The following is a 24,913-nucleotide window of genomic DNA, read 5'->3' on the forward strand; positions in this document are numbered from 1 at the left end:
GCTCGCCGCACGCCGCCGAACTTTCCAGGTGGCCGCTGTTGTCTCCGCTGCACTCGTCTGCGCGGCCCCGGTCAGCGCGCAGGAGGGCACGGTCAAGTCGCAGCACGGCGATTGGCAGATCGTCTGCAAGGACCCCCCGCCCGGCGCCAAGAACGAGGTTTGCGCCCTGGTGCAGAGCGTCACCGCCGAAGACAAGGACAACATCGGCCTTACCGTCTACTTCCAGAAGTTCTCGAACGGCACGCGCGTTTTGCGCGTCTTCGCACCGCTCGGCATCCTGCTGCCGCCGGGCCTGGGGCTGAAGATCGATGACAAGGATGTGGGCCATGCGCCGTTTTTGCGCTGCCACACGTTCGCCTGCTACGCGCAGGTGGTGGTCGAGGATCCGCTGATCGAGCAGCTGAAGAACGGCAAGACGGCGATCTTCATCATCTTCCAGGCGGAGGAGGCGGGGATCGGCATTCCGATCTCGCTCAACGGTTTCAAGGAAGCATTGGCTGAGTTGAAATAGGTCGCGGCGGTGGCCAAACGAACCTCGTCCGCGGCGCAAGGTGCGCCGCCGGCTAATAACAAGGGCTGGTCGCGTCGCGGATCGTCTACGCCGCCTTGCGCTCGCGCGCACGGCTGCTGCCGGCGTGCTCTTTGGTCTCCGGGAAGGCGATGTAGTCGTGCGCGTTGAGCGCTTCCTCGGAGATGGCCGCGAAGTTCGGTAGCGACACGGCCGCGAGGGCGTTGGTGACGCGGCCAACGCTCTCCGTGTAGTCCTCATAGGCCGTACGCCAGAACTGCGCCCCAGCATTGACGAGGTCCTGCGGCGTGCGGCACTGCGCAGCACGCGCCGGAATTTGCATGTAGGCCTGGGCGCGGCGATTAAGGAAGCCGAGCACCTCCAGCTGAGTGCGGGCAACGCTTTTCAGGAACGGATCGTAAGCCTGACCAAGAGCCTCGAGGCCGCCGAAGTACATCTGAAAAGCGCTGTGAGCAGGGGATTTGCCGTTTGCATGCGAATTCGACGCATGAGCAACCATGGTACGTCCTCCCTAGGTGTGGACGGCCTGATTGCGGCGGGGGAGCCGGGGCCAGAGGCCGTCTCCGTTGAAGGTTTGAAGCAACCTTACGAATGAAATCTTAGCAAGCGAAGCTGTCCGCAGGATGACAGAAAATGACGCTATGCACAGGTGCGAATCAGCGCGTGTCGCAGATTCATCATCGCGGCGCGCCGCGGACATGACGCGCGCATGCACCAGAATTGCATTGACTTAAAGTTGTACATCGTTCTTTCTATGGTTAATCCACAGTTTATTTTTACCCGATTTATCGTCTGTTCCGCGTTCGCGTATGCCGGGGGCATTTCCAAGGGACTGGTGTCGGCTTATGGCGAGGCTCCTCGCCATGGCTGCCCTTTCTGCGCCTCCACTCGATGCTCACGCCGATCCCAAGCCCAATCCAGCCCCCGGCTGGCGCGAGATCTGGGCCGGCGTCGACGCCGCCAGTCACGTTTGGCTCGTCTACTCCGGGATCACCGTTGCCCCGCACAGCGACATCTTCAGCGAGGGTATCCGGTTGCGCGTCGCCGGGGGGTACGGCGGCTACACGTACGTCGGCGAGCGACGCACGCAGCTGCAGACCTTTACCGCCGAGACGGCCTATGCCGAGGCGCTCGTCGGCTACCTCAAGCGGCTCGGCCCGCTGACTGCCAAGGGGTTCGTCGGCATCGCCGCCATCGAGCATGACGTAGCACCGCTCGATCCAGAAAATCCCGTTCAGGGCCAGGAGGTTGGTCCCAAGCTCGTCGCCGAGTTTTGGATCAACATGGGCGCCTCGGCGTGGTCGTCGGTAGACCTCTCCTGGACCAGCGCGCACCAGACCTCCGCCGCCCGCCTGCGGAGCGGCTACCGCGTCTGGGCCGACGCCTCACTCGGGATCGAAGCGGGCCTCAATGCCAACGACCTGGGCGAGGATGCGCGTGCCGGCCTGTTCGCCCGCTATGCCTGGAATGGGGGCGAGTTCTCGCTCGCCGGCGGCTTTGCCGGCCGCTTTCTGGACGATGCCCAATCGCTCCGCGACCCCTACGTCACGGTCAACTGGCTGACCCAGTTCTGAGCCCCGCCGCGCCCGGCGAGCACCTGTAACGCGCGCGACATGGCGCCATCACCCTGCCATGATAGGGTGCAAACAAAACGGTTGTTCGTTTTGTGTTGTGCCGCCATAACACACCCGGTCAGCTGCTCTTAACCCGACCCACCGATGCCAAAGCTCAAGCCAGCCACCCAGCGCGCCCGCCGCGAGCACATCCTAGACGCCGCCGAAATCTGCTTTGCGCGCGCCGGCTTTCACCGCACGACGATGCAGGACATCTGCAAGGAAGCACAGGTCAGCCCTGGCGCCCTCTACGTCTATTTCCCTTCGAAGGAAGACCTGATCGCCGGTCTTGCCGAGCGTGACCGATCCGACTTCGCGGAGCGCTTTGCCGAGGTCTCGGCGGCGCCGGACTTCATGCAAGCGCTGTCCAAGCTCGGCGACCATTATTTCCACGATGAGCCCGCGCACAAGCGCACCATGTGCCTGGAGATCGGCCTCGAGTCGATCCGCAATCCGCGCGTCGGTGAGATCTATCGTTCGGTCGATCGCTTCGTCGAGGAGAGCTTCGAGAGGCTATTCGCCGGGCTCGCCGCCGAGGGCCGCATTGCCCCTGATCTCGACATTCCGACCCTCACCAAGGTGTTTACGATGATCGGCGACGGCATGTTCATGCGCCGCGCGCTCGACCCCAACTTCGACGCCAAGACGCTGGTGCCGGCCGCCATGGCGCTCATTGGCAAGCTGCTCAACGCCAGGCCGGAGGCAAATGCAGCAGGATCCGACAAGGCGGAGAAGAAGCGCCAATGAAGAGATTGCTCCTCGCCCTCGCAGTGCTGGTTGGCATCTCCGGCGCCGGGTTCTTCCTCGCCCCGCACATGGCGCCGCAGCTCGTGCCGTATCTTACCGCGTTCAGCGACTGGCACGCCGCGCGCCAGCAGGCCGCTGACAAGAAAGAAACCGCCGCGCCGCCACCCGCGGTATCGGTCGCCAAGGCGACGCATGCCGACTTCACCGAGAAGGTCGCCGTCTCGGGCTCGCTCGTGCCGCGCGATGAGATTCTCGTCGCCCCCGAGGTGGATGGCTTTCGCGTGCTCGAGCTGAAAGTCGACGAGGGCGATCGCGTCAAGAAGGGCGACGTGCTCGCCATCCTCGTGCAGGAATCCCTCGACGCGCAGCTGGCCCAGAACGAGGCTTCGCTGGCCCGCGCCGAGGCTGCCATCTCGCAGACGCAGAGCCAGATCACCGAGGCCTCTGCCCGCCTTGCCGAGGCGCAAGCCAACTTCGAGCGCGCCAAGCCGCTCAAGACATCGGGCTACCTCTCCGGCACGACCTATGACCAGCGCGAGGCGGCGGCAAAGAGCGCCGCGGCTCAGCTCAAGGCGGCGCAGGATGGGCTGCGGCTCGCCGAGGCCGAGAAGCGTCAAGTCGAGGCACAGCGCCGCGAGCTGGCGTGGAAGCGCACCAATACCGCCGTCACGGCACCCGCCGACGGCCTCATCAGCCGCCGCACGGCGCGCATCGGCGGCATGGCCGCGTCCGCCGCCGAGCCGATGTTCCGCATTGTCGCGCGCAGCGAGGTCGAGCTCGACGCCGAGGTGATCGAGACCGAGCTCAGCAAGGTGACGGCCGGGCAGAAGGCCCGCATCAGCGTCGCCGGCGTCGGAGAAGTCGACGGCATCGTGCGTCTGGTGTCACCGGAGGTGGACAAGCAGACCCGCCTCGGCCGCGTGCGCGTATTCCTCGGCGATGATCCGCGTCTGCGCATCGGGACGTTCGCGCGCGGAGCCATCGAGACCGCCAAAAGCCATGGTCTCGCCGTGCCTTCGGCGGCTGTCATTTTCGACACCGGCGGCGCTTTCGTGCAGGTCGTGCGCGACGGGCGCGTCGTGCGTCGCGACGTCGATACCGGGCTGATCGCCGGAGGTCTAGTCGAGGTTCGCAAGGGGCTCAGCGACGGAGATGTCGTCGTCGCGCGCGCCGGCACCTTCCTGCGCGACGGCGATGCCGTGCGCACCGTCATGCCCGACTCGAAGATAAGCGAGGCCAAGTGATGCGTCTCAACATCTCGGCCTGGTCGATCCGCCGGCCAGTGCCGGCGATCGTGCTGTTCGCGGTGCTCACCCTGCTCGGCGTCATCAGCTTCGTGACCATGCCGGTGACGCGCTTTCCGAACATCGACATTCCGCTGGTCTCGATCACGGTCGTCCAGTCCGGTGCCGCGCCGGCCGAGCTCGAAAGCCAGGTTACCAAGGAGGTCGAGGACGCCGTCGCCAACATCACCGGCGTCAAGCACATCGTGTCGACGGTTACCGATGGCCAGTCGCAAACGGTCATCGAGTTTCGCCTGGAGGTCAACCAGGACCGCGCCCTCAACGACGTCAAGGACGCGATCGACAAGATCCGCCTCGAGCTGCCGCGCGACATCAACGAGCCGATCGTGCAGCGCATCGACGTCGAGGGACAGTCGATCCTCACATTCGCGGCTTCCTCGCCCGGCATGACGCTCGAGCAGCTCTCCTGGCACGTCGACGACGTGATCAAGCGCCAGCTGCAGGGCCTCAAAGGCGTTGGCCGCGTCGAGCGCTTCGGCGGCGTCGACCGCGAGGTGCGCGTGCTCCTCGATCCAGATCGGCTGCTGGCGCTCGGCATCACGGCCGCCGAGGTCAACAACCAGGTACGCGCCACCAACGTCGATCTCGGTGGGGGCCGCGGCGAGGTGGGTGGCCAGGAGCAGGCGATCCGCACGCTGGCCGGCGCGCGGCGCGTCGATGACCTCGCCGAAACGAAGATTCTCCTGCCGGGCGGCCGGCAGGTCCGCCTGTCCGACCTCGGACGCGTCATCGACGACGCCGAGGAGCAGCGCTCCTTCGCCCGTCTCAACGGCGAGCCCGTCGTCACCTTCGCCGTATTCCGCTCCAAAGGCGCGAGCGAGCTTTCGGTGTCGGACGCGGTCAACGCCAAGCTTGCCGAGCTGCAAGAACAGTATCCGGACGTCCGCCTCACCAAGATCGACGACGCCGTCGCCTACACGCGCGGCAACTACAATTCGGCCATGGAGACGCTGATCGAGGGCGCCGTCCTGGCCGTGCTCGTCGTGCTCCTCTTCCTGCGTAACATGCGGGCGACGCTCATCGCCGCCGTGGCGCTGCCGCTTTCCGCCATCCCGACATTCTGGGCGATGCAGCTGATGGGCTTCTCGCTCAATCTCGTCAGCCTGCTCGGCATCACACTGGTCACCGGCATTCTCGTCGACGACGCCATCGTCGAGATCGAGAACATCGTCCGCCATATGCGCACCGGCAAGTCGCCGTATCGCGCCTCCATCGAGGCGGCCGACGAGATCGGCCTCGCCGTCATCGCCATCTCCTTCACCATCGTGGCGATCTTCTCGCCCGTCTCCTTCATGGGCGGCATCGCCGGCCAGTACTTCCGCCAGTTCGGCCTCACCGTCGCTGTCGCCGTGTTGATCTCGCTGCTGGTCGCGCGCCTCATAACGCCGATGATGTCCGCCTACCTCATGCGCCCGGTGCCCGCCAAGCACGAGGGCGACGGCCTCGTCATGCGCGCCTACGTGGGCTTCCTGCGCGCCACGTTGCGGGTAAGGTACCTGACGCTGGTCGCTGGCCTCGGCCTGTTTGCCGGCTCGATCTACGCCACCACGTTGCTGCCCACCGGCTTCATGCCGGACGAGGATACCTCGCGCGTCGTCGTTTCCGTCGAGCTGCCGCCCGGCGCAACGCTCGAGGATACGCGCGTCACCACCGACCAGATGGTCGATGTCCTCAGGACCATTCCCGAGGTTGAGAGCGTGTTTGCACTGGGCGGCAGCACGCCGACCGGCAGTCTCGAGGTCCGCAAGGCCTCGCTGTTCGTGCACCTTCTGCCGAAGAGCGAGCGCGATCTGCCACAGAAGGCGCTCAAGGTCATCATCTCCAACAAGCTCGCCGAGGTGCCGGACACGCGCGCCTGGTACGTGAACGAGCGCGGCGAGCGCGAGCTCTCCTTCTCCATGCTCTCGCACGACGGCGAGGAACTGGGCGACGCGGTTCGCAAGCTCGAGGGCGCGCTGCGCCAGGTACCCGGTTTCACCAACGTCGCCGCCGATGCGGCGATCGATCGTCCGGAGCTGCGCGTGGTGCCGAAGTTCGACGCCGCGGCACGCCTCGGCGTCGCCCCCAGCCAGATCGCCGAGACCATCCGCGTCGCCACCATCGGCGACATCGACGCCAACCTCGCCAAGTTCAACGCCGGCGACCGGCTCGTCCCCATCCGCGTGCAAATCGAGGAGGACGCGCGGACCGACATGCAGCGCCTCAAGAACCTGCGCGTCACCAACTCCAGCGGCATTGCCATACCGCTCGCCGCCGTCGCCGATGTCACGTTCGGGCGCGGCCCCAGCTCCATCAACCGCTACGACCGCGAGCGTCGCGCCGTCATCGGCGTCGACCTCGAATCCCGCTACGCCATGAGCAGCGCGCGCGAGACCTTCCTCAAGGTCGTCGACGAGCAGAAGCTGCCCGCCAGCGTCCGCCTGCAACCTTCCGGCGACGCCGAGATCCAGGACGAGGTGGCTACCGGCTTCATGACCGCCATGGGCACCGGCCTAATGATCGTCTTCGGCGTGCTGGTGCTACTGTTCGGCAGCGTGGCGCAGCCGGTCACCATCCTTTTGTCCCTGCCGCTGTCGTTCGGCGGCGTCGTGCTGGCCCTCCTCGCCACCAACAACTCGGTCAGCATGCCCGTGTATATCGGCCTGCTGATGCTCATGGGCATCGTCACCAAGAACGCTATCATGCTCGTCGACTTCGCCGTCGAGGAGGTGGCCAAGGGCATTCCGCGCTTCGAGGCGGTGATCGACGCCGGCCGCAAGCGCGCGCGTCCCATCGTCATGACGACGCTGGCCATGGTCGCCGGCATGATCCCGAGCGCCATGGCGCTCGGCGATGGCGGCGAGTTCCGCTCGCCGATGGCCATCGCGGTGATCGGCGGGCTCCTGGTCTCCACCGTGCTGTCGCTCATCTTCGTGCCGTCATTCTTCACGGTGATGGACGACATTGGCCGTCTCGTGTGGTGGATCTTCGGCCGCTTCATCGGGCCGACCGACGAGCCCCCGGAGCACGCGGCGCAATCAACGCCCGCCGCACCGGCACATCCGGCGCCCACCCCCGCCGAGTAAGCTCGGTCGAAACGGCACGCGACGGGCGTGCCACCTAACCTCTCCCGTCCATGCGGAGCATGGCTTCGCCATGACGGGAGAGGCTAAGTGACGTGAAGCGCCACCCCCAGCATCGCGCATTTGGCATCCCGGACGAATGACGGTGGAGGGCCCGTGTCGCTCTCACAGTCACCTTCTTACGGCGGCGCGGGTTGCTGGCTGGGTCCTCGGCCTAAAGCCGAGGATGACACCCGAGCGAGCCGGCACGCCTTCCGCCGGGTTCCCGGGTCTCGCTCCGGCTGACACCGTCACTCGCGACAGGTATGCAAGCCCCTCAAAGCGAAGCGGGCGCATCGATCACGATGCGCCCGCGCATACTCTGAAAAGATGTCGGCCGGCTTACTTCGTCGAAGCCGTGGCGTCGTGCTTGAAGAATACGTCGACGCGCATGCCGGTGAGCAGCGGCGGCAGGCCGTCGAGCTCGACCATCGCCTCCAACACCTCGACGTCGTTCGGACGCCGAGGGCCGCGCGATTGGATGTTGGGCGGTGACAGCGACTGGGCGATCGAGGTGACGCGCCCCTCGAAGTCCTGATCCGGGTAGGCGTCGGCACGCACCACGACGCGCTGGCCGACGCGAATCTTGGCGGCATCGCGCTCCTCGACCTCGGCGCGCACCTTCATGGTGCTCAAATCGCCGAACACGACGAGGGTATTCTCCGGCGAGGGAGTCGCCACTTCGCCTTCCTTGGCAATAACGTTGAGCACGGTGCCATCGAACGGCGCGCGAATGCGCGTGTGCTCGACGCCGAGCTCGGCGGCGGTGAGCTCGGCGCGCGCGACGGCGAGAGCGGCTTCGAGCCGCGTGGGCAGCGGCATGCCGGACTTGGCGTTCACCGAGGCAAGATTGGCGCGCTGGTCGGCGAGCTTCTTCTTGGCATCGTCCAGCTTGGTGCGTGCCTTGTCGACCGCGTCATCGGTGCCGCTGCCGTTGCGCTTCTGATCGAGCGCGTCGTCATATTCCTGCTGCGCACCGAACACGGCGCGCTCGGCGGATGCGACCGCATCCTCGGCGTTGCGCCGCTCCTGCTGCAAGCCGCGCGCATCTTCCTCGTTGCGCTCGCGCACGCGCACCTTCTCCTCGGCGTTGGCGCCGACGACCTTGGTGATCGCGTCGTCGTCGTCGAGGCGTACGAGCACATCGCCGGCCTTCACCTGATCGTTGAGGGCGGCCGCAATGTCGACGATGCGACCCGGAACCTCGGCAGTGATGCGCACCTCGCCGCTCTTCGGCTCGACGCGGCCGGTAGCCGAGGCGGCCCACGTCGGCCGCATGGCGGCGGTCGTGACGTCGTTGGCTGGCTTCTTTGCGTCGCTGGACGTCGCCTGAGTGGTCTTCTCCTCGGCGACCGGACCCCAGCTGACGCTGTTGACGTAAAAGCCGACGGCGATTGCCAGGATGCCGGCAATACCGAGGGTGATGACCGTGGGATTGACCTTATTAAGCATGGGCCTTCCGTCTCTTTGTAAGATCTGCAATTTCCGGGGCATCGAGGCCCTCAGGCCGGCGCTCCTCGCCGACAATTCGTCCGTCTTCGATGCGCACGACGCGATCGGCGTAGCTCAGCGTGCGCGGGTCGTGCGTGACCGCCAGAACGCTGCGGTGCTGCTCCTTGGCGATGCGGGCGAGTAGCGCCATCACCGCATGTCCGTTCTCGCCGTCGAGCGCCGCCGTCGGCTCGTCGGCGAGCACGATGGACGGCGATGAGGCGATGGCGCGGGCAACCGCCACGCGCTGCTGCTCGCCGCCCGAGAGATTTCCAGGATAGCTCTTCAAGCGATAGGCGAGGCCGACATCGCGCAGGACCTCCTCGGCGCGGTTGGCGGCGGCGAAGCCCTTCTGCCCGCGCACATCGAGTGCGATGCGTACGTTCTCCAGTGCGGTGAGCGTGGGGAACAAATTGTAGGACTGGAAGATGAAGCCCATGTGCTTGCGACGCAGATCGGCCAGCTCTTCGGCGTTGAGATTGGAAGTGTCGACGCCGGCGACGCGCAGCGTGCCGGAGGTGGGCGACAAGATGCAGCCGAGGATCGACAGCAAGGTCGTCTTGCCGCTGCCCGAGGGGCCCATGAGCAGCGTCAGCTCGCCGGGCACGAGCGTCAGGCTGGCGCCCTTCACCGCGCGCACCTTGGCGGCGCCTGAGCCCAACTCCTTGACGATGTCGATGGCTTCGAGGACGGGCTCTTGGCTCATTTGTTGAATACCGTTGCAGGATCGATCTTGGTGACTTTGACGATCGCCGAAAGGGCTGAGATGGCGCACATGCCGACGGTCAGTGTGAACAGCCAGAACGCCAGGCCGGGCGTCATCACCATCGGCAAGGCGGTGTTCCTGCTGAGCACCAGAATAGTGAGCGCAATCGAAATGCCGAGAGCATAGCCGACCACGGCGCTGATGCCGGCCTGCGCCAATATAACCTGGTGAATATATCCCGACGATGACCCCAGGGCGCGCAGGGTGGCGAACTCGCTCAGGTGGTCCTTGGTGCTCGAATACAGGGTCTGCGCCACGATGACCGTGCCAACGAGGCTGCCGAGGAGGGCGCCGCCAATCAGCGCCACGCCGGCGCCGGTGCGGAACAGCCACTGCTTCAGGCTGCGGTCGCGGAACTCGGCCTGGGTGAGGACCTCGGCCCCCTCGAGCCGGCCCTGCAGATCCTGGCGCACCTTCTCGACATTGGCGCCCGGCTGCAGCTGCACGAGATAGAACGTGGTGCCGTCGCTGTCCCCGAACAGGCTGCGGGCGCGGTTGAGCGTCGTGTACGTGTATGGCGACTGGGTGAACGAGCGAACGCCATCGGTGATGGCGCGCACGCGCACGCGGCCGTTGGCAATCTGTGCCGTATCGCCGATGCCCTTGATGCCGAGCTCGTTGAAGTAGGTGCGATCGACGGCAACGGCCTCCGGTGCCTTGATGTCCTCCCAGGTGCCTTCCTTCAGGTTGAAGGGCTCCAGGCCGCCGTCCTCGGCATCGGTGCCGACGATGACAACGCGCGTCGAGCCGCCTTCCGGCTTACGCCATTCGGCAAAGCGCACGATCAGCGGGATCACGGCCTTAACGCCCGGCGTCGCCAGCGCCTGATGCCGCTCGCGCGAGGTCAGCAGCATGCCGCCGTCCTCGAAGCTCTTGGCTCCGTAGACGGTAATCCACAGGTCGGCCTTGGCATGATCGATGTTGGCGGTGATCATGTTGCTCGCGCCGAGATACAGCCCGAGTTGTACAGCGACCAGGACGATCGAAAACAAAATGCCGACGAGGGTAACCGCCAGACGAATGCGGTCGTGGAACAGATTACGGAAGGCAAGCGTCAGGATCATAGATCGGTTCCGCACTGAGTTGGGCAGGGCATCGGCCGTACGCCGACAGCGCGGCTTTCGCCGCTGGTAGCCCGCGAACTTGGCCTCGAAAAGGCGAACTCATGCTTAAGAGTTGCCTAAGTATAACGCGAAAGCGCTCCATTTAGAAACGTGAGTGGCCGAGCGCACTCACTGTGCGTTAACGCGAAGAGGTCAAGAAAGGGGTAAGATGGAGCGATCAAGGAAAGGTCTTCTACACCTTGTTCCGCCGAGACAATGCGGCGCCCTGATCCTCCGACCAGCTTTCGCCGCTTTCAAAGCCTATTTGCGATCTCAATCTCTGGCACAATATTGGTGATGCCACCATGCGTCATGATCTTCTCCCCCCGACGGGCCTGAAAAATTGGGCCTCTGCAACGGTTTGCGGGCTGCTGCTCGGATTTGTCGGAGGGGCGGCAGAAGCCGCTCCGGCCGTCGAAGCGGGCATCTGGATCAACCACACGGGCAAGGGCGCCGTGGAAATTCGTCCCTGCGGCGATTCCGGCGCCAGCGCCAATCGACTGTGCGGCTTCATCGTGTGGCTGAAAGAGCCGAACAACAGGCGCGGTGAGCCGCTGACCGACGGCTACAATCCCGAGCCCTCCAAGCGCAAGCGCCCCATCTGCGGGCTGCCGGTCCTCGGCTCCCTGCAGCGCGTGAGCGGCGGCTGGGACAACGGTTGGGTCTACGATCCCGAGCAGGGCGCCGCGTTCGACGCCGCCATCGAGCTCGCTTCCCGCGATCGGCTGATCCTCACCGGCTACAAGGGCGTGAAGCTCTTCTCCAAGTCGTTCACCTGGCGGCGCGCGCCGGCCGATCTACCGCGCTGCGATCAGCCGCGCGAGGTGCGGGCGACTTCCGGTGAGGCGCGCGCGGTGGTGGCCAAGAAGGCCACGCAAGCGAACTCGCTGCCGCAGTTGAAAGCGCCTCGCCCGGTGCCCGCCGTGCGCCCGCAGGTCGTGCAGTAGCGGGCACACGACGCGATCTCGGGAGAATAAAGAAGCCCGGCGATTATGCCGGGCTTTTCATCTGTCGAGGCGGTGCCGTGCGCCTTGTCGATCAGGTCGTCGCCCCGCGACCTTCGCCGCGGCCCTTGCCCTGCTGCGCGTTGGCAGCGGTGACGACGGCCTCCTCGGCCCGCAGCTTGTCGAGCCGCGTGGTGAGCCGGTCGGCGAACTCCTTGACGCGCTCCATCACGATCGGACGCTGCCGATCGAGCGTCACCATGTGATAGCAGTCGTCGAGCACGCACACCTCGACGATGCCGGCGAGACGGCGCTGCAGGCGCAAGGTGTTCGTCAGGTCGCTCTGATCGTCGTTGCGCGGATGGAACACCAGCGCATGCTGCTTGATCTGGCCGAGCAGCGGCTTGACGTTGCGCACTAGGCGACGGAACTCGAGCACGAGGCCGCCGCCGCGCGCGAACAGATCCTCGATCGAGTCCGTCTCGGACTGCACGCTGTCGAGGATGAAGCTGCGCAGCCGCTCGTCCTTGATGCCGTGGGGCATGCGGGCGCGGAACTTGAACAGGCGCGCCGCCCACTTGTGCTTCACCAGGCGGAACAGGCTGAAGTACCACGGAATGGCCCAGCCGTTCGGCCAGAACGTCGGCGAGAACAGCATCAGGCCGTGGATCTTCTCGGGGCGCAGCGCGGAGAGGCGCAGCGCCAGCATGCTGCCGGCCGACATGCCGCCGACGATGACCGCGTCGCACTGCTGGGTGAGCTCATCGTGCGCCCGCTCGAGAGCGGCGTACCAGTCCTCCCAGCTCGACAGACCGGAAACGTCGGTTCCGCCCGCGAGACCAGGAAGCAGAGGGCAATAGACCGTGTAGCCCAGTTGGGCCAGCGTGTGAGCGACGAACTTCAGCTCGATAGGCGAGCCGCCAAGGCTGTGCACGAGCAGTACGCCGTTGCGCCCCCCGGGAACAAAAATGCTACCCCAAGCTGCCTTCATTTTCTCGGTGCTTTTCATCTTTGAAACTGAACTCGCTCGCTTACTAGACGAAGTCAATTGATCCCGAACAGACTCCGGTCCGCGCGAGGCTTCAGTCCGCGCTGACCCGAGCTTGTCGCTGAAACTCTCTCTTTTTCGTTTCCTCGGTTGGGAGCCGATGCCGCTCGTTTGCCGGCTCGACGCCCTTATGGAGAAGCCGCCGCTTTGGATGAGGTCCCGTGCCCGCACAGCACGAGATGAGGTGGAACTGACTCACTGGCCGGAACGGCTGCGAAGTTCGATTGGTCACCTTGCCGCAGCCGGCGCTAATGCTCAGCCCCTGTGCCTGCCGGGCCCTTGCGCCTTCCCGCCTTTCGACGCGCGACGGCAATGGCGACGGCGCCGTCAGGCGGGCGCTTTCTCGAAATGAGTTGGGGCGAAAGGATGGCGTAAGCGTGTCAGGCGCTCTGCCACCCCGACGTGAGCCGGAACGCGTGACACAGGCAATGCTCAGGTCTCGTCGCTCTTGCTGCACGGCGGTAGAAGGCCTTGAAATAACGCCGTTTCCTAATTAGCAGAATGTGCTTAAGTCTACGCTCGTTCGCGATTCTTGCGAATTACTGCGCTGCAAACATGTTTAATCACTCAACCTTGTGTTGTGCCGCCGCCACATTTAAGGCGGCAGTGCGGCGCGCTCGGATCTTTGTAGAACAGTAATGCACATACCACCCGTCGGGCAATTGCACTCATCAGCGACGGCAAAAATCGTGCAGTCGTGAAAGAATTTGTGATCGGCCGGCGTGCACGCCGACGCCCTCCCGGCGCGCAAACCTCAGCAGGCGCTCGCGCCACCCGTGCAGCCCTGCAGAGAGCCATGCCTGCCCCGGCAGGAAAGAGCACGCAGCTGACCTCGAACGCCACGCTGCCAGCGCAATCGACACCCCATAGTCGAGGTGGTTAGATGATTAAGTGCAGGCGCCGGACGGGAGCGGCTGCGGACCAAAGGACTTACCTGCGTTGCTCGCCCACGTTCGCAGCCTGATTGCCCATTTCGTCGCCTTCGCCATCGCCGTGGGACAGGTCGCCCCGTCAGCCGCGCAACCGCTGTCCAAGGCCGAGTACGAGGCCTGTCAGGCGCGCGAGGAAGCAACATTCAAAGCGGCTATTCAGGGCATCTCGGTGCGTGCCTTGCGGGCCGGCATCGCTAACGTCGACTACCGCGCCGCGGTCGGCGATCAGTGGCGCCGCATCGGCATGGACGAAATCGTCGACAAGCGCGTCGACCTCGCCGTCGAGGAAGTACGCAGGGAGACGAGCTGGGCCAACCTTCTTCAGTCGCTCGCCAGCCAACAGAAGGCGCAAGAGCTGGCCACCGCGGTCGCCGAGCGCGTCTATCGCTCCGACGCCATCAAGGCCGCCCTCGAGCAGCTCGCCGTCGGCGTCGGCAGCGAGGTCGGCAAGCAGATGGAGTTCGCCACCGCGGACGCCGCCGAGCCGGCGCTCGCCTGCCTCAAGGCCTTCGTCGGCGCCCGCTACGGCGAGACGGCCGCGCGCGCGGTCATCGGTGACGCGGGCAAGGACATCGCCATCGACCCCAGCAAGGGGGCAGCCGAAATGTCGCCCGGCGCGGTGCTGCGCGAATCGAGCGGCGGCATCGCCGGGGCGGCGGTGCTGATGATGCGGCGCCAGCTCGCCAACATGACGGCACGCGTCGGCCAGCGCATCGTCGGCAGCGTGTTGGCGCGCCTCGTGTCCGTGGTAGCCGGCGGCATCGGCCTGGTGCTCATCGCCAAGGATATCTGGGACCTGCGCAACGGCGTGCTTCCCATCGTCGCCACCGAGATGAAGTCGAAGGAGAACAAGGACAAGGTGAAGGAGGAGCTGGCGCGCACCTTCTCCGAGCAGATCTCCGGCCACATCCAGGAAATTGGGGCGACGACGGCCGACCGCATCATCGAGATCTGGCGCGATTTCCGTAGCGCCCATGCCGAAGCCCTTGGCCTCGCCGAGCGCAACGAGAAGTTCAAGACCTTCCTCGATTCGCTCGCTCCGGCTGCGCTGCCGCGGCTGGACGAGGTGGTGGCGCTCATTCTCGCCGACGAGGGTGAAGCCGGACTTTTGCGCCGCCTCGAGGATGGCACGCTCGGCACGGCGGTCAACGCGCTGCCCGCGCCGGCCATGGAGATCGCCCGCGAAATGCGTTCAATCGACGCCGGCCTGAAATGGTCGGCGCTGGCCGGCGACAACCTGCCGAAGGTTGTCGAGCTCAGCCTCTATCGCCGCACAACTCCAGAGCAGCTCAGCCGCGCCTCGCTGCAACGACTGCTGGCACTCGACGATCAGCTCGCCATCGTGCGCCTCGCCGCCATCGATCGCGGCGCACGCGATACCCTGTTCGAATTGCGGGACGCCGACCTCAAGACCCTGGCGCGCAGCCTCACCGAGGATGAGCTGTCGAGCCTGTCGCGCTACCTCACGGGCCTGCAGAAGGAGCCGCGCGAACGGGTGCTGCAAGCCATCGCCGCCAACCCGGCGAAGATCCACGCGTTGGCTTCCGACCGGGTGCGCGAAGCGGTGGTCGCCAGCGCCGACCAATCCGCCGCCGTCAGCATGATGCTGCGCACCGGCGCCACCTTCGACCCCACGGCTATCAGCGAGGACGTGCGCCTCGTCGTCGACGGGCGCGTGAGCCCAATTCTGCTTTGGGAAAAGCACCCAGCTCTGATTGTGGCCGCGCTGCTGCTCGCGTTGATCGTGCTGCTGCTGCTGCACCGCCTCCTTTTTGCGCACCCGCGTCGACGCGCTGCAGCATAGCGGCGCGGCCGAACCGCAAGCCATCCCCAGCCTAGTGATCGCCGGAGTGCCAGACGGAATTGCCCCTGCTATAAGCCGACGGGGGCCTTCCGAATCAGCGTCGGCTCGGGCGGCGTTCCTCGTTGGGACGCTCACAAAGGGGCATCGAGGGGAGTTCAAAATGGGATTGAAAGCGCCTGGCATCCTGACGTTCATGATCTCGGTCATTCTCACCGTCACGGTGCTGATCATCAAGTTTTTCGGAGCCGAGATCCCCTTCATTACCGGTAACGAGTTCTGGGCCCTGCTGCTGGCGCAAGTCATCCTCGTGCTCGGCTGCATCATGCGCGGTCTTTAGAACCCTTCTCGCATAAGGCCATTTGTGTGCGCTTCTGTCGCGCGGCACTCAGCGCTCTGGTTTTGGCGTGCGCGATAGCCAATCTCTCGCGCTATGAAATGGAAACTTGATCAATTTGATTCATACGCCGACCGCATGCGCCGCTCCTCGCGCGAGATCATCATTGCGGCCGTGCTGACCGTGGCGGCGTTCGCATTTTTGCTCGCGGCGATGCTCGGCGGGGCCGTGGTGACCGATCCCAAGGTCGGCGCCGTCGCCTCGGATCAAACCGTCATCAAGTAGTCAGAATTGAGCTCGGCGCGCCGCTCAACCGGCATCGATGCGCTGCGCCGGCACGAGACCGCGCACCGAGTTGCCGAGGAACACGGCATCCGCCGCCTCGAGATCGGCGAGCGTCAGGACAGCCTCGCGCGCCTTGCCTTCGGCCAGCAGCTCTGCACGCAAGGTGCCCGGTAGCAGCCCGGCGGCGAGCGGCGGCGTCAGCAACTCTCTATCGCGCTCGATGAAGATCGTCGTGCGGCTGCCCTCGGCCAGCTCGCCGCGCTCGTTGAGATAGACGACCTCGTCAGTGCCGAAGCGCTCGGAGTATTCCTGCCACTCGCGATCGTAGAGCTCACGCCGCGTCGTCTTGTGGAACAAGAACAAATCGCTGCTGTCGACGCGCGTCGTAGATACGGCAAAGCGCATGACGGCGTTTGGATCGGCCGGCGGCAGCGGCGTCGTCGTCACCGTGACCTCACCGCCTTCAGCCAGTAGCAAACGCACGCGCAGTCGCCCCGTGGCGCCGGCTACGGCTGCTTCGAGCGCCCGCCGCACGGCAGGCTCGTCGTAGGCGAAGGCGAAGTAGCGCGCCGAGGTGGCAAGCCGCGCGATGTGCCGCTCGAGCAGCGTGAAGCCGCCCTGCTCGGGATCGAACAGCAGCGTCTCGATCAGCTCGAAGCGCTTCACCGGATCGGTGAGGAACTTCATCTTCAAGAGGCACTCGGCGTACTCTTTCGGCCCCTGTGAATCGAAAACGACGCCCGAGCCGATGCCCATCTCGCCGTCGGCGTTGCGGAAGATGACGGCGGTGCGGATGGCCACGTTGAACAACGAGCGGCCCTTGGGCGAGATGTAGCCGATGGCGCCGCAATAGACGCCGCGCGGCTCGGTCTCGAGCTGGCGGATCAGCTCCATGGCGTGGATCTTCGGCGCCCCGATGACCGAGCCGGGCGGAAAGATGCCGCGTAAGAGCTCACCGGTGCCGACCCCCTTTTTCAGTGTCGCGCGCACGCCCGACGTCATCTGGTGCAGGGTCTTGAACGTCTCAACCGTGAACAGGTCGGTGACCTTGACGCTGCCGATCTCGGCGATGCGGCCGATGTCATTGCGCATGAGGTCGACGATCATCAGGTTCTCGGCGCGCTGCTTCACGTCCTCGGCGAGCTGCCGGCGCGCCAGCGCATCGGCCTCCTCGGTGCCGGCGCGCGGGGCCGTGCCCTTCATCGGCCGCGTGGAGACGGTGCGTCCCTCCTGCTCGATGAACAGCTCGGGCGAAGCGGACAGCACCGTCACCTCGCCCGTGTCGACGATGCCGCCGTAGGCGACGCGCTGCTTCTGCCGCAAATCGAGGAAGAACGTCAGCGGCGACCCCGACAGCTTGAAGCGCGCCTTGAAGGTGAGGTTGAGCTGGTAGATGTCGCCGGCGCGGATCTTCTCGATCACCTCGTTGAAGCGCTGAAGGTACTCCTCCTCGTCCCAGGCCAGCGTCACGTCGGTGAAATGGAAGGAGCCCGAACGCGTGTGCGTCGCCAGCCACTGCTCGACGTCGGCGCTCGTCATCTCGGCCGGCGCCTTGTAGAGGCCGATCCACAACAGCGGCACGTTGCGCTTGTCGGGCAGCAGCGCGGCGAGCTTGGGCTCCAGCACGTAGCCGAGCTCGTAGGCGAAAAAGCCGGCGGCATAGAGCCCACTGGCAACGCCCTCCTCTATGCGCTTCAGCGCCGCCGGCACCTCCTGCGGCGTCCACGCCGCAACGATGTCTAGCGGCTCGGAGAACAGCAGCGAAGGCGGGCCCGAGCCGGAGTTGTTGTCGAGAAGGACGAACGTCTGCGAAAGCGCCGCAGCCTCCTCGCTAGGACGCTCGGGCACTTCGCGCGTTGTATGCGCGGTCATTGGCCCTTGTACCCCGCGAGAGAATAGAACGTCACATGCCGCTGCGCATTCTGGCCTGCCGGCAGCACCTTGGCAGCGATCCTATTGACGCTGGCGAAAGAAGCGGCGGCGGACCCCGGCCCTTCGTCGGAGCGCACCAACAGCACCGGGGCTGGCGTCGAGGCCGTAAACGGACGAGTCAGCTCGAAGTGATCGTGCGGCGCACCTTGGCGCCAGGCGAGGATCGGCGTCGGCTCATCGCGCAAATAATAGAGCAGCTCGGCGGTCAGGGCGCGGTCGTCGCTCAGCACCGCGGCGAACGGCTTGCCGGCAGCGGCGGCCTGCGCCAGCTCGGCCCGCGTCGCCTCCGCAACCTCGCGCCAGCCGAGCGTGCGTGCGAACGGATCGGGCTGCAGCGGCAATTGCAGGCGCCCGGCGGTCGCCGTGCCGACGATCAGCAGCAGCAGAACTACGGCGTGCAAGGCGAATGACGCCTTGAGCCAGCCCCAGGCGCCCTCGCGCACCATGGTGGCGACGACCAGCACGCTCGCTGCGATGTAGGCCGGTGCCGCCCAGTTGGCGTGCGCGCGCGACAGGAACGCCTGCACGAGGATGATGGCGATGAGCGGCACCGAGAAGGAAAGCAGCAGGCGGTCGGGATCGGGCAGGCGCTCGCGCCGGGCGCGCCAGGCGATGACGAGAAAGGCGCCGAACAGGATCGGTCCGAACACACCGAACTGGGCGGCGAAGAATTCCAGCGCCTTGTTAGGGTGCAGCAGCGAGCCGCCCCAGTTGGCGTTGTCGGCGGTGTGGGCGAAGGTCGCGAAGCTGTGCGCGTAATTCCAGGCGAGGTTGGGAACGATCATGAGCGCGCCGATCGCCAGCGCCAGGTAAAGCCGCCAGTCGCGCAGCACGGCGCGGCGCTCGGGCGTCATGAAGATGTAGGCGCCGGCGCACAACAGAAACCAGGCCATGGCGTACTTGGCATTGAGCCCGGCGCCGAAGGCGGCACCGAGCAGCAGCGCTGGCCACACCTTGTCCGTTTCGATGAGCGCGGCGAAGCCGACGAGCGCCAAGGCCCAGCAGAGCAACAGCGGCACGTCGGTGGAGATCAGCCCGGCCGACAGCGACACGCCCGGCAGGGTGGCGAAGGCCAGCGCCGCCAGGGCGCCGATGCGCGCGTCATAGAGGCGCCGCCCGAGCCAGAACACGGCGAGCGCGGTCGCCGTGTGCAACAGCGGCGAAGGCAAGCGCACGCACGCTTCGCCGGCGCCGCAGGCCGTCGTCGCTGCGCCTATGACCCACGCGATCAGCGGCGGCTTGGAGAAATAGCCGAGCGCCGGCTCCTCGCTCCACGCCCAGTATTGTGCCTCGTCGAAGAACAGGTCGGTGCCGTTCACGTAGAGCGCGACAAGGCGCAGGCCCAGCAGCGCAGCGAGCCCGCTCAAAAGGACGGCGAGCCAGTTTACGTCGCGGCTGCTCGATGAGAGGCCGGTAGAGAATGACATGGGCGCGTCCATTGGGCGCTTCGTAACCGCGTGCTTTAGGGGGAGCCGTCCGCGAAGGACATCATGGCGGCTCATTTACTAGGTTGGAAGACCGTCGTGAAGACTGGTATCCTTAGCGCCGCTTACGGGCTATGGAGGGGGCGTCGCGGCGAGTCCTGTGGGATAGGGGTACTTGATGCGCGTCACCGTCGTCATTCCAGCACTCAATGAGGCCGGCAACATCGGCCGCCTCATCGAGGAAACCTACGCGGCGGTGCCCGCCCAGCGGCTCGCCGAGGTGATCGTCGTCGACGATGCCAGCGACGACGCGACACCAGGCGAGATCAAGTCGCTCATCGATTCCGGCCAATACCACGGGTTGCGCTACCTGCGGCACGACCGCCGCAGCGGGCAGAGCGCGGCACTGCGCTCGGGCGTGCTAGCGGCGACGAGCCCGATCATCGCCACCATGGACGGCGATGGCCAGAACGACCCGCGCGATATTCCGCGCCTGCTCGAGGTCCTGGCCATGCCGGGCAGCGATGGCCCCTCGCTCGTCGGCGGCATAAGAACCAAGCGCCAGGATACGGGCTCCAAACGCTGGGCCTCGCGAGCCGCCAACTGGATCCGCGATGCCGTGCTCCAGGACGACTGCCCGGACACCGGCTGCGGCATCAAGGTTTACTGGCGCGAGGTGTTCTTGCGGCTGCCGTTTTTCACCAGTATGCACCGCTACATGCCGGCGCTGTTTCAGACGTACGGCTGCAAGGTTGCCTACGTGCCGGTCAGCGACCGGCCGCGGCAGGCGGGGGTGTCGAAGTACAGCAACCTCAATCGCGCGCTGGTCGGGCTCTATGACCTTATCGGGGTAACGTGGCTGCGGCGGCGAACGAAGGTGCCGCGCATCGTGGAGCGGCATCCGGAGATGCATACGGTGGCTGACATCGCCATGCGCCTCAAACCGGTGAACGACGACGGCGCGCGGGCCAGCGCCGGCGACAAGACCTAGAGCAGCCCAGAGCATCTGCGCCGGGGGACTTTCACAAATGGATCATCTCCACAACCTCGTTGCGGTGCTCGGCCAGTGGTGGATGTCGACGCCCGCTACCGAGAAGGCGTGGCTGGCCGTCGGCTTCATCGCGCAGCTGATGTTCTCCATGCGCTTCATCGTGCAGTGGATCGCCAGCGAGCGCGCCCGCCGCTCGATCGTGCCGGAGACGTTCTGGTACTTCTCGCTTTTCGGCGGCGCGCTTTTGCTCGCCTACGCCATCTACCGGCTCGACCCGGTGTTCATGCTCGGGCAGGCGATGGGCCTCATCATCTATTCCCGCAACATCTACTTCATCCGCACCCACAACAAGGCGGTGGCGAACGGCGGGGCGGCCGCGGCGGGAGCCGCCGCCGGTCCGGGTGGGGCTTGACGGCTGCTATTTTGCATCCGATGCGGCTCATTCTTGGTGCCGACGAGGGTTCTCCAGACGGCGCGCGGCGACGGAAATTCGTGTTGAGGGGGTCGAGCATCTCCGGGGATCCTCGATTGAAAAGCGCGCCGCCCGTACCCATGTTCCTCGCCGTAAAGCCGGGCCTCACGCGGCAAAACGCCAGGACGAGACAAAGGTTGCGGAGAGGCCCGCCGGCGGGCTTCACAGAGGCGCGAATTGTGCTATAAGCCGCGCCATCGAAGCCGCTCGGTGACGGGCGGCTTTTCTCGTCGCCCCGATGCAGGCGACGGCCGCTCCCCGCAGATGCTGGCTCAGTCGCTGCCTTGGGGAGCATTCGTTAGGTGACGCGGGGTGGAGCAGCCCGGTAGCTCGTCAGGCTCATAACCTGAAGGTCGCAGGTTCAAATCCTGCCCCCGCAACCACCTTTATTTGCTGATCGAGAGCAGGGGCGCCGTTGGCGCCCTTTGTCTTTTTGGCCGCCTGGCCCAGCGCCAGTATGCCAGCGAGGTGGCCCTTCAGGTCGATAGTCAGCATCTTCGTCCCGGCGCTATCAGCGGCCGGGTTCAGCGCGATGCACTCGACCGGGCCCCGGATAATCTCGGCGGCTTCCTCGCGGCGGCTTTCATCTCCCAGCGCCTCGCGCAGCCTGCCGACCTCTTCGCGGTAGCGGTCGCCCATCCGGGGATGGATGAGCACGGCACGCGGCTGCGGTGCATCCGCAAGAAGGCCCTGAAGCTCGGTCTGGCGGGCATCCAGCGCAATCATCCGGTCTTTGACCTTGATTACGGGCGCGCCGCCGGCGATGGCATCGACAAGACGATCGAGCTCCCTGTCGATCTCCCTGTCGATCTTGCGCAGCTCCGCCCGGGAGCCTTCCAGCGAGGCAACCGCATCGGAGCGCAGCCGCCGGCAGAAGGACGCTGCAGCCCGCAGGAAGACTCTTTCCCTGGTGGGCGTTCTGGTGGCTCGCCGGCATTCTCTGATGATGGCGGAGATCCTGGCCCCAGGTAAGCCTCTGATCAGCGGCCCGCGCGCCCATCCGGGCTAATACGCCCTCCGGAAACATATGAAAATCGCCTCTCAACCTAGATATGCCGCGTTTTTCGACCCAAACGAGCCATTTGGGGCAAGGAGAGCATGGAATCGGTTGATTTTCGACCCTGTGGGGTGCACTATTTTGCGACGCATGACTAGAAACTAAGGCCATTTTCGACCGCTACGAAGATTTTTCGACTATGCAGCTTGTGTTAGCAACGCCCAACGTGTTCCAGGACAAGCTCGTGCCCGCTGAGACCCGGCTCGCCGGCCTCGCGGCTCTGGTGCATGCCCTTTCTGCCCAGGCGCCCGTCCGGCGCCCCAGCGCCGTCTCCACAAAGCATGTTCGCGGCAGCCGCCGCGAAGAGGAAGGTTGGCGTGTCTACGATAAACGCTATTGGCCGGGGGATCGCCCCGGCCAGCACCTCGCCTTCGCCATGCGGCACGAGGATCTCGATCTTCTGGTGCTCAAGCGCGTCTTCGCCGCGCTTCCCAGAGCAGAGATCGAAGCCGTCATCCGCGAAGCCCCGACCGGCATTCCGGCGCGGCGCCTCTGGTTCCTGTACGAGACGCTGACGGGCACGCAGCTCGACATCCCCGATGCGCCCAATGTCGCCGCCGTCCCCCTGCTTGATCCGAAGTCCTACTTCACCGGCAAGCCCAGACTGTCCCGCCGCCACCGCGTCCGCAACAATCTTCTCGGGACGCGCGAGTTCTGTCCCGTCATCCGGCGCACTCCCGCGCTGGTGCAATTTACCGAAAGCAGACTCGCCGACAGGGCACGCGAGATCGTCGGCAAGACCGGCGCGCACGTTATAGCGCGCGCAGCCAGCTTCCTGCTCCTCGCCGATAGCCGCGCGAGCTTCGCGATCGAAGGCGAGCGCCCTCCGCGCAACAGACTTGAACGCTGGGGCCGGGCGGTTCTTCAGGCCGGCAAGTATCCTCTCAATCTCGAGGAAGTACTGCGCCTGCACGGCGTCCTCATCGAAGACATGCGCCTAACCCAGCCTGGCCTGCGCCACGACGGGGTTTTTCTCGGCGGGCGCGATCCGGAAGGAAACCCTCTGCCAGAGTTTATCGGCGCACGGCCGGATGACCTGCAATCCCTCATGGCGGACCTGCTCGCTGCAAACACCCGCATGCGCGACGAAGACCTCGATCCGGTTCTGCAAGCTGCCGCCACTGCCTTCGGCTTTGTCTACGTACACCCGTTCCAGGACGGCAATGGACGCCTTCACCGGTGCCTCATTCATCACGTCCTCGCGGAACGGAAATTCACTCCGCCCGGCATGGTGTTCCCAGTCTCCTCGGTCATGCTCGACCGCATCGACGAATACGGAAAGGCGCTTCGCGCCCACTCGGGGCCGCTCATGGACTTCATCGAGTGGCGGCCAACACCCGAGCGCAATGTCGAGGTTCTGAACGATACCGCCGATCTCTATCGCTATTTCGATGCAACGGAGGTTGCCGAGTTTCTCTATGCCTGCGTCCAGCGCACGGTCGAGCACGACCTGCCGCACGAGATCGACTACCTGCGCCGCCACGACGAGGCGATGCGCCGGCTCATGGATGCCGTCGAAATGCCGGACCGCGTGGCCGCTGATCTGCTTCTCTTCATCAGGCAGAACGAAGGAACGCTTCCAAAGAAGCGTCGCGAGCGCGAATTCACGGCGCTGACCGATGAGGAAGTCAGGCAGATGGAGACTATCGTCCGTCAGGCGTTCGAGGGATTTGAGTCATGACGATTTCCGCTTGCCGGCGGTCAGCTACTCGCAGTCCGAAACCAGGTCGCGGAGCGGGCCGAGATCGAGGGTCAGCTCCTGGCCTTGCAGGCCGAACGCGCTCTTGAGCTCGCCCATGCGGGATTCGAGCTTCATTAGGGTCAGTCCCAGCCGCTCGATCTCGTCGGGGCCTAGCACGCCACTTTCGACGCGCCGAGTGGCCTGCCGCTCAAGGAGCTGGCGCAGCAGCTCGATGACGCTCAAGACAAGGCGCGCCAGATCGCGCTCGACCTTGTCCGGGTCGGTTGCGATGCGCTGCGGCAACTCCAGGCGCCTTTCTCCCAGCGCACCCGCAAACCGGTCGAGTATGGCCTGGTCCTCGGGCGCGTGAAGCACCTTCGCCTCCCCCATCGGGGCACCGTCAACGTTGATGGTCATGAGCCAACCTTTTGCGCCGATTTGCCGACATGGGCACTCACAAAGGAATACGCGGGCCATGGCCCTGTGCAGAGCAGCGCAAGCTCCGGGCGTTCATCCGCGAGCCGCGCCACCAATTGCCGAAAGGACGGAAGACCGTCCCTGTTCACAAGAAATGCCGCCGAGACTGTGGGCGCTTCGACGTCATCATCCAGTTTGCTCGCAGCCGCATACTCGGCCAGAATCCGGTACGTCTTGCGAACAGGCTCAAGCTCTGGCCGGCGCCGATCGCCGCGCTCGTGCTCCTTGATCGACTTCGCCCGCAGGTAGGCTGTTCCGGGGGCCGTTGCCGACTGGGCGAGACCATGCGAGGGCGGCAACCGCGATGCGCTGCTGCTCGCGAAGGATATCTGCGTTGATCGAGGTTCGCGGAGCACCATGAACCTGATGCCGACCTCGACATGATCGCGCACCCGCGCGATATCCTCGACGAACATGGGATAGCCGCGACGCAGCATATCTTCCACCTCGTCAAAGGAGGCAAGCAGTGTCCCGAATCGCATGGGCAGGACAGTCCGCGCGCTCATCAGCGACTCCACGACCTGCTCGTGTTGCCACAGCTTTTCCGCGGTCGCCGTCACATGCGAACCAGCGCTCGGACTGACCACCGCGCCGATGTCGCGAAAGACAATCTGAGCAAGGCCAGATCCCCCGGGCAATACTGCGTCCGGCCGATCGGTGATCGCATACACATACGACATCATTCAGCAGCCTCCATCTCAGGCGCCGCGTTCTCGCATGCGTCACTGCGCAGTCGCGCTGCCGTGTCGACCGAGGCGAGGAGAACCTTAAGACCGACATAGATCAGATCGACGCCTGCTACCGAGATCGTGGCATCGCCCCACACCACTACACCTTTGTTGAGCGCCCGATCCAGAAGCTCGGACAAGGCGAGCTCA

At 65.4% G+C, this 24,913-nt stretch carries 23 protein-coding genes and 1 tRNA gene; 14 read left to right on the forward strand and 10 right to left on the reverse strand.

Annotated features, from left to right (window positions below):
- Positions 1-28: 28 nt before the first annotated feature.
- Entirely contained in the window at positions 29-511 is a 483-nt protein-coding gene (locus F9K20_RS15650; RefSeq protein ID WP_291003884.1) for an invasion associated locus B family protein, read from the forward strand.
- Between the two features lie 85 nt (positions 512-596).
- On the opposite strand, the gene F9K20_RS15655 is transcribed toward F9K20_RS15650, so the two are convergent.
- Complete coding sequence (locus F9K20_RS15655; protein WP_291003772.1) at positions 597-1,028, reverse strand: hypothetical protein; 432 nt, start codon at positions 1,026-1,028, stop codon at positions 597-599.
- Between the two features lie 364 nt (positions 1,029-1,392).
- Between F9K20_RS15655 and bcsS the strand changes: the two genes are divergently transcribed.
- The 4 genes from bcsS (at position 1,393) to F9K20_RS15675 (ending at position 7,258) form a co-directional block, all read left to right on the forward strand.
- Positions 1,393-2,103 carry a cellulose biosynthesis protein BcsS gene (bcsS, locus tag F9K20_RS15660; RefSeq protein ID WP_291003775.1) on the forward strand — a complete coding sequence of 237 codons (711 nt, stop codon included), beginning with the start codon at positions 1,393-1,395 and terminating at the stop codon, positions 2,101-2,103.
- Between the two features lie 144 nt (positions 2,104-2,247).
- Entirely contained in the window at positions 2,248-2,889 is a 642-nt protein-coding gene (locus F9K20_RS15665; RefSeq protein ID WP_291003778.1) for a TetR/AcrR family transcriptional regulator, read from the forward strand.
- On the forward strand, positions 2,886-4,133 hold the full coding sequence (locus F9K20_RS15670; RefSeq protein WP_291003781.1) for an efflux RND transporter periplasmic adaptor subunit: 1,248 nt from the start codon (positions 2,886-2,888) through the stop codon (positions 4,131-4,133). The genes F9K20_RS15665 and F9K20_RS15670 overlap by 4 nt, the downstream gene beginning before the upstream one ends.
- Positions 4,133-7,258 (forward strand): efflux RND transporter permease subunit, encoded by a 3,126-nt coding sequence (locus F9K20_RS15675; RefSeq protein WP_291003784.1) that lies wholly within the window; start codon positions 4,133-4,135, stop codon positions 7,256-7,258. The genes F9K20_RS15670 and F9K20_RS15675 overlap by 1 nt, the downstream gene beginning before the upstream one ends.
- A 378-nt stretch (positions 7,259-7,636) precedes the next feature.
- Here F9K20_RS15675 and F9K20_RS15680 read toward each other — a convergent pair whose 3' ends face one another.
- From F9K20_RS15680 to F9K20_RS15690, 3 genes are read right to left on the reverse strand one after another with little or no spacing between them, the layout of a single operon-like run.
- Positions 7,637-8,746 carry an efflux RND transporter periplasmic adaptor subunit gene (locus F9K20_RS15680; RefSeq protein WP_291003787.1) on the reverse strand — a complete coding sequence of 370 codons (1,110 nt, stop codon included), beginning with the start codon at positions 8,744-8,746 and terminating at the stop codon, positions 7,637-7,639.
- Positions 8,739-9,491: an ABC transporter ATP-binding protein gene (locus F9K20_RS15685; protein ID WP_291003790.1), complete on the reverse strand. Its 753-nt coding sequence runs from the start codon at positions 9,489-9,491 to the stop codon at positions 8,739-8,741. Before F9K20_RS15685 ends, F9K20_RS15680 begins: the two co-directional genes overlap by 8 nt.
- On the reverse strand, positions 9,488-10,615 hold the full coding sequence (locus tag F9K20_RS15690; protein WP_291003793.1) for an ABC transporter permease: 1,128 nt from the start codon (positions 10,613-10,615) through the stop codon (positions 9,488-9,490). The genes F9K20_RS15685 and F9K20_RS15690 overlap by 4 nt, the downstream gene beginning before the upstream one ends.
- Positions 10,616-10,959: 344 nt before the next feature.
- On the opposite strand from F9K20_RS15690, the gene F9K20_RS15695 reads away from it, so the two are divergent.
- The gene (locus F9K20_RS15695) at positions 10,960-11,601 is read left to right on the forward strand and encodes a DUF2147 domain-containing protein (RefSeq protein WP_291003795.1); all 642 of its coding nucleotides are present in this window, start codon (positions 10,960-10,962) and stop codon (positions 11,599-11,601) included.
- A gap of 91 nt (positions 11,602-11,692) precedes the next feature.
- Here the strand turns inward: F9K20_RS15695 and F9K20_RS15700 are convergent, their stop codons facing one another.
- Positions 11,693-12,589, reverse strand: coding sequence for an alpha/beta fold hydrolase (locus F9K20_RS15700; protein WP_291003798.1), 897 nt, complete (start codon positions 12,587-12,589; stop codon positions 11,693-11,695).
- Between the two features lie 996 nt (positions 12,590-13,585).
- Between F9K20_RS15700 and F9K20_RS15705 the strand changes: the two genes are divergently transcribed.
- The 3 genes from F9K20_RS15705 (at position 13,586) to F9K20_RS15715 (ending at position 16,001) form a co-directional block, all read left to right on the forward strand.
- A complete protein-coding gene (locus F9K20_RS15705) occupies positions 13,586-15,382 on the forward strand; it encodes a hypothetical protein (protein ID WP_291003800.1) in 1,797 nt (598 codons plus the stop codon).
- 160 nt (positions 15,383-15,542) lie between these two features.
- Positions 15,543-15,719 carry a hypothetical protein gene (locus F9K20_RS15710; RefSeq protein WP_291003803.1) on the forward strand — a complete coding sequence of 59 codons (177 nt, stop codon included), beginning with the start codon at positions 15,543-15,545 and terminating at the stop codon, positions 15,717-15,719.
- A gap of 135 nt (positions 15,720-15,854) precedes the next feature.
- Positions 15,855-16,001, forward strand: coding sequence for a hypothetical protein (locus tag F9K20_RS15715; protein ID WP_291003806.1), 147 nt, complete (start codon positions 15,855-15,857; stop codon positions 15,999-16,001).
- 24 nt (positions 16,002-16,025) lie between these two features.
- On the opposite strand, the gene pabB is transcribed toward F9K20_RS15715, so the two are convergent.
- On the reverse strand, positions 16,026-17,873 hold the full coding sequence (pabB, locus tag F9K20_RS15720; protein WP_291003809.1) for an aminodeoxychorismate synthase component I: 1,848 nt from the start codon (positions 17,871-17,873) through the stop codon (positions 16,026-16,028).
- Complete coding sequence (locus F9K20_RS15725; RefSeq protein ID WP_291003812.1) at positions 17,870-19,360, reverse strand: glycosyltransferase family 39 protein; 1,491 nt, start codon at positions 19,358-19,360, stop codon at positions 17,870-17,872. The genes pabB and F9K20_RS15725 overlap by 4 nt, the downstream gene beginning before the upstream one ends.
- Positions 19,361-19,535: 175 nt before the next feature.
- On the opposite strand from F9K20_RS15725, the gene F9K20_RS15730 reads away from it, so the two are divergent.
- The 5 genes from F9K20_RS15730 (at position 19,536) to F9K20_RS15750 (ending at position 23,558) form a co-directional block, all read left to right on the forward strand.
- Positions 19,536-20,348, forward strand: a complete 813-nt coding sequence (locus tag F9K20_RS15730; RefSeq protein WP_291003815.1) for a glycosyltransferase family 2 protein — start codon at positions 19,536-19,538, stop codon at positions 20,346-20,348.
- 82 nt (positions 20,349-20,430) lie between these two features.
- Entirely contained in the window at positions 20,431-20,760 is a 330-nt protein-coding gene (locus tag F9K20_RS15735) for a lipid-A-disaccharide synthase N-terminal domain-containing protein (protein WP_291003886.1), read from the forward strand.
- Between the two features lie 366 nt (positions 20,761-21,126).
- Positions 21,127-21,203: transfer RNA gene (locus F9K20_RS15740), tRNA-Met, on the forward strand.
- A 7-nt stretch (positions 21,204-21,210) separates the two neighbouring features.
- Entirely contained in the window at positions 21,211-21,792 is a 582-nt protein-coding gene (locus F9K20_RS15745) for a hypothetical protein (RefSeq protein WP_291003818.1), read from the forward strand.
- 224 nt (positions 21,793-22,016) lie between these two features.
- Complete coding sequence (locus F9K20_RS15750) at positions 22,017-23,558, forward strand: Fic family protein (RefSeq protein WP_291003820.1); 1,542 nt, start codon at positions 22,017-22,019, stop codon at positions 23,556-23,558.
- 24 nt (positions 23,559-23,582) lie between these two features.
- On the opposite strand, the gene F9K20_RS15755 is transcribed toward F9K20_RS15750, so the two are convergent.
- From F9K20_RS15755 to F9K20_RS15765, 3 genes are read right to left on the reverse strand one after another with little or no spacing between them, the layout of a single operon-like run.
- Positions 23,583-23,975 carry a gas vesicle protein K gene (locus F9K20_RS15755; protein WP_291003823.1) on the reverse strand — a complete coding sequence of 131 codons (393 nt, stop codon included), beginning with the start codon at positions 23,973-23,975 and terminating at the stop codon, positions 23,583-23,585.
- Positions 23,972-24,718 (reverse strand): GvpL/GvpF family gas vesicle protein, encoded by a 747-nt coding sequence (locus tag F9K20_RS15760; RefSeq protein ID WP_291003826.1) that lies wholly within the window; start codon positions 24,716-24,718, stop codon positions 23,972-23,974. Before F9K20_RS15760 ends, F9K20_RS15755 begins: the two co-directional genes overlap by 4 nt.
- Positions 24,715-24,903: a gas vesicle protein gene (locus F9K20_RS15765; RefSeq protein ID WP_291003829.1), complete on the reverse strand. Its 189-nt coding sequence runs from the start codon at positions 24,901-24,903 to the stop codon at positions 24,715-24,717. The genes F9K20_RS15760 and F9K20_RS15765 overlap by 4 nt, the downstream gene beginning before the upstream one ends.
- Positions 24,904-24,913: the final 10 nt, after the last annotated feature.

Origin of the sequence: Hyphomicrobium sp., assembly GCF_009026145.1 — a bacterium.
Classification (GTDB): domain Bacteria; phylum Pseudomonadota; class Alphaproteobacteria; order Rhizobiales; family Hyphomicrobiaceae; genus Hyphomicrobium_A.

Coding starts and splice junctions, on each gene's coding strand:
- F9K20_RS15700 (WP_291003798.1), bottom strand. CDS start 12,589: ATGAAGGCAGCTTGGGGTAGCATTTTTGTTCCCGGGGGGCGCAACGGC.
- F9K20_RS15750 (WP_291003820.1), top strand. CDS start 22,017: ATGCAGCTTGTGTTAGCAACGCCCAACGTGTTCCAGGACAAGCTCGTG.
- F9K20_RS15730 (WP_291003815.1), top strand. CDS start 19,536: ATGCGCGTCACCGTCGTCATTCCAGCACTCAATGAGGCCGGCAACATC.
- F9K20_RS15710 (WP_291003803.1), top strand. CDS start 15,543: ATGGGATTGAAAGCGCCTGGCATCCTGACGTTCATGATCTCGGTCATT.
- F9K20_RS15695 (WP_291003795.1), top strand. CDS start 10,960: ATGCGTCATGATCTTCTCCCCCCGACGGGCCTGAAAAATTGGGCCTCT.
- F9K20_RS15670 (WP_291003781.1), top strand. CDS start 2,886: ATGAAGAGATTGCTCCTCGCCCTCGCAGTGCTGGTTGGCATCTCCGGC.
- bcsS (WP_291003775.1), top strand. CDS start 1,393: ATGGCTGCCCTTTCTGCGCCTCCACTCGATGCTCACGCCGATCCCAAG.
- F9K20_RS15680 (WP_291003787.1), bottom strand. CDS start 8,746: ATGCTTAATAAGGTCAATCCCACGGTCATCACCCTCGGTATTGCCGGC.
- F9K20_RS15735 (WP_291003886.1), top strand. CDS start 20,431: ATGTCGACGCCCGCTACCGAGAAGGCGTGGCTGGCCGTCGGCTTCATC.
- F9K20_RS15690 (WP_291003793.1), bottom strand. CDS start 10,615: ATGATCCTGACGCTTGCCTTCCGTAATCTGTTCCACGACCGCATTCGT.
- F9K20_RS15725 (WP_291003812.1), bottom strand. CDS start 19,360: ATGTCATTCTCTACCGGCCTCTCATCGAGCAGCCGCGACGTAAACTGG.
- F9K20_RS15715 (WP_291003806.1), top strand. CDS start 15,855: ATGCGCCGCTCCTCGCGCGAGATCATCATTGCGGCCGTGCTGACCGTG.
- F9K20_RS15665 (WP_291003778.1), top strand. CDS start 2,248: ATGCCAAAGCTCAAGCCAGCCACCCAGCGCGCCCGCCGCGAGCACATC.
- F9K20_RS15655 (WP_291003772.1), bottom strand. CDS start 1,028: ATGGTTGCTCATGCGTCGAATTCGCATGCAAACGGCAAATCCCCTGCT.
- pabB (WP_291003809.1), bottom strand. CDS start 17,873: ATGACCGCGCATACAACGCGCGAAGTGCCCGAGCGTCCTAGCGAGGAG.
- F9K20_RS15755 (WP_291003823.1), bottom strand. CDS start 23,975: ATGACCATCAACGTTGACGGTGCCCCGATGGGGGAGGCGAAGGTGCTT.
- F9K20_RS15675 (WP_291003784.1), top strand. CDS start 4,133: ATGCGTCTCAACATCTCGGCCTGGTCGATCCGCCGGCCAGTGCCGGCG.
- F9K20_RS15760 (WP_291003826.1), bottom strand. CDS start 24,718: ATGATGTCGTATGTGTATGCGATCACCGATCGGCCGGACGCAGTATTG.
- F9K20_RS15685 (WP_291003790.1), bottom strand. CDS start 9,491: ATGAGCCAAGAGCCCGTCCTCGAAGCCATCGACATCGTCAAGGAGTTG.